Source organism: Belnapia rosea, assembly GCF_900101615.1.
Classification (GTDB): Bacteria; Pseudomonadota; Alphaproteobacteria; order Acetobacterales; family Acetobacteraceae; genus Belnapia; species Belnapia rosea.
The window spans coordinates 1-3493 of sequence record NZ_FMZX01000080.1 but is presented as its reverse complement, the minus strand read 5'-3'; the positions used below and the strand labels follow the sequence as shown (position 1 = coordinate 3493).

The 3493-nt window shown below is 64.9% G+C and carries 2 protein-coding genes; both read left to right on the top strand.

Annotated features, from left to right (window positions below):
• Positions 1–710 precede the first annotated feature (710 nt).
• A complete protein-coding gene (gene gspG, locus BLR02_RS28005) occupies positions 711–1148 on the top strand; it encodes a type II secretion system major pseudopilin GspG (RefSeq protein WP_090571320.1) in 438 nt (145 codons plus the stop codon).
• A 713-nt stretch (positions 1149–1861) separates the two neighbouring features.
• The gene (locus BLR02_RS28000) at positions 1862–3232 is read left to right on the top strand and encodes a CAP domain-containing protein (protein WP_090571318.1); all 1371 of its coding nucleotides are present in this window, start codon (positions 1862–1864) and stop codon (positions 3230–3232) included.
• Positions 3233–3493: the final 261 nt, after the last annotated feature.

Below are 3493 nucleotides of genomic sequence, written 5' to 3'. Positions count from 1 at the left end.
GGGCCCAGTGCCGACCGCAATCTGCGGGTGGAAAGCCTGACCTTCAACGACGCCAGCGTCCCCGGTGTCGCGGCCACACTCTACGGTCCGGGCGCCAAAACCTTCGTCTTCGAAGAGGTCGACGCTGCGGCGGGGCTGTCGACTGGCGCCGCTGACTGGCTGCTGACCTGACACCATCCAGCCGCTGACTGGCCAGCGGACCGCGACGCAACACCTGGTTCGAGTTGGAGGCCCCGGAGCAATCCGGGGCTTTCCCGTGGAGGCCACCCGCGCGGAGGCGGGTGGCCCGGGCGACGCCGATACCCTGCGGTGCTGGCGTGACACCGTGCGGGCGAGGACCACGCAGCGCTCCGCCGCCACCGCATCAGGGCGCTCGCCGGGGCCGCTGCAGCATCAGCCACAAGGACCCCTGGAGATCCTGGGCATGGGAGGCCTATGTCGCAGTACCGGCGAGACCACACGAAGACCATCCTGGCCCACGGACAACCGATGCTGGTGATTTGCGGTCTTCCGGCGTGACCGCAAGCAATACCGATAGTGATCGAATTTTATGATGTCGTGATGCCTGCCTTCTGTACTTGACCGGCATTATCATTTCCTGGCTGCGCTTGGTCGCTGTCGCCGGCGCGCCCGGCGGATCAGGGCGATGACAGCGCGGTCAGGGACGCAGGCGGCGTGGCGACGACACAGCGAGATGAGGATGTTCCAGCATGGCGCACAGGCGATGCAAGGCAGGGCGCGAAGCGCAGCATGGCTTCGCATTGATCGAGTTGCTCGTGGTGCTGGCCATTCTCGGCATGCTCGCGGCGGTCGCCGCCCCGCAAGCCCTGCGCTACCTCGGCAGCGCCCGGCACAATGCGGCCAAGCTGCAGCTCCAGGGGCTGTCCTCGGCCCTGGATTTGTTCCAGCTGGATGTTGGCCGGTACCCCTCACGCGAGGAGGGTTTGGCGGCGCTGGTGCAGCGGCCAACCGGCCAGGCCCGGTGGAACGGCCCCTATGTGCGCAAGACCGAGCAGCTGCAGGATCCTTGGCAACGGCCCTGGCATTACCGCCTGCCGGGAGAGCATGGATCCTACGATCTGTTCAGTCTCGGCGCCGATGACCGTCCGGGCGGCCTAGGCGAAAACCGCGATGTAACGAGTTGGTAGCTGGCGGCACGGCCCGTCGCCCGCAGGGCGCAGCCTGGTCCCGCACCGATCGCGGCTTGGCCGGGCGCCACGCCGGTGCAGGCAGGATGCCGGGCCTTGGTGTCGGATGGCTGCGGCCTCGGTGCTGACCAGCGGGTCCAGGGCCCGAGGCGGTGTGGACCCGCAAGACCGCGGAGCATCGCGCCATCCCGAATTGCCGCCTGCCAGGACGGATGGCGGTGCCCACCACCGGACCCTGCTGCGGCGGCCCATCCGTGCTCGCATTCTCCGGTGACCTCCGCGGCGCCACAGGCTGCACGCCCCACCGACGCAGCAGCAGCGCTCGAGCCCGACGCCGACGTCGCCGTCGCACCTGGTGGCAGGCGGGTGGTATGCGTCCTGTCGACGCGGATCAGGTGGGGCTGGAACGGCTGTCCGCCTGACGCCGTCTCGACCCGTGCGGCATGGCACGGTGTAGTTAGTGGGTCACTTGCCTTGGGACGCGACATTCCTGACGGTGCCTGTTGTCGGTCGAATTGGACAAGCCACGGCGGCCGGTAAGAACAAACCAACGCCGATGCGGGCTTGCCTAGCCACGTCTCAGCTCATGACAGGGGAAGATCATTGCGAAAAATTAGCGCTTGAGTCGCCCAGCTATCTAAACTTATGGTTGTTCAAGACCAAGAAAACTCTCGCTTAAAGAGTGTGGTCTACAGCAACCGAGGTGGGAGCCCATGCCAGACACCGTGATCCCAACCGCCCTTGAGGCATACTTCCTGCAACTCGTAAATCAGTCGCGGGCGCAGGCGGGGGTCAAACCACTCACCTTCGATGGCGAGTTGGTCAGTGCCTCCGGAACCCACAGCGAATGGATGATCGCGCAGGACGTGTTCTCCCACACAGGCGTCAACGGGAGTTCGCCAGGAGACCGCATCAACGCCGCGGGTTACGGGGCGTCAACCTGGGGTGAGAATATCGCCCTTATCGGTGGGTCAGGAGCGGCCACTCTGGACGAGGCCGACGTGCGGCAGCTGCACGCGAACCTCATGAACAGCCCGGGGCACAAGGCCAACATCCTGAGCGCCAACTTCACCGAAGTCGGGATCGGCCTCGTCCAGGGTGAGTACAATGGCCGTCCAACGGTGATGGTCACAGAGAACTTCGGTCGTCCGAACTCGACCGAGGCGGCCGAACCGGACGAGATCACCCAAGCACCAACCCCGCCCCCCCCGGCGCCTATGACGAAGCTGCCAGTGTCCCTGAGCGCAGGCACGGGCTCTGACACTCTCGTCCTCAGGATCGCCCAGGATCACTACCAGGGCGACGCCCAATACACCGTCAGCATTGATGGCCGTCAGATCGGTGGCACCTTCACCGCCTCGGCTCTGCATTCAGTGGGCGCTGCTGATACCCTCACCCTCAAGGGTGATTGGGCCGCGGGTGCCCACCGGGTGGAGGTGAAATTTCTCAATGACGCATGGGGTGGAACCCCGACCGCCGACCGCAATCTCTATGTCGAGGGCGCAACCTACAACGGCAAGGCGGTCAGCGGTGCCGACCTGGACCTGATGAGCGCCGGAACCGCGGCATTCAGCTTCACTGAAGTCAGCACCGCTCCAACGTCAGCCCCAGACAAATCTGGTGTGACATCGATGGAGGCATACTTCCTGCAGCTCGTGAACGCGTCGCGGGCTGAGGTGGGGGCGAAACCGCTCGCCTTCGACGTCGAGCTGGTCAAGGCGGCGGGCGCGCATAGCGATTGGATGCTGGCCGCGGATGTATTCTCGCACACCGGGGCCAATGGCAGCACCGTCGGCGACCGCATCAAGGCAGCTGGTTACGGCGCAGCAGCCTGGGGCGAGAACATCGCCTACATCAGCGGGTCCGGAGCGGCGACGCTGGACGAAGCCGACGTGCAGCAGCTGCATAACAACCTTATGAACAGTCCGGGCCACAAGGCCAATATCCTGAATGCGAACTACACCGAAATCGGGATCGGTTTGACGCAAGGCGACTATAACGGACGCGCGGCCATCTTCGTGACGGAGGACTTCGGGCGCCCCAACTCCACGGAGGCCCTCGAGACGGATGGCTGGTTCCTCTGAACCCGCACCCACGAAGATGCTTGGCCAGGAGATTGGCCAGGCTTTGCAGGTGTCCAGCATGCAGACGCAGCACCGCTCCACTTCGAAGGGTGGGCCAATCCGATGGCCATCTGATGTGGCCATCCGGCGAGTGCCCAGACCAGCCACTCTCGAGCCAGCTGACCCACTAGGTTCTGTGGACTCTAAGGATTCCCGAGACGGCCATGGTGTGATTAGAGGCTGCCTTTCTGGAGGCGGTCTTGGGCGTTCTGGATCGGTTGG

Excerpts from the sequence above, each read along its gene's own strand:
- gspG (WP_090571320.1), top strand. The coding sequence starts at position 711 with ATGGCGCACAGGCGATGCAAGGCAGGGCGCGAAGCGCAGCATGGCTTC.
- BLR02_RS28000 (WP_090571318.1), top strand. The coding sequence starts at position 1,862 with ATGCCAGACACCGTGATCCCAACCGCCCTTGAGGCATACTTCCTGCAA.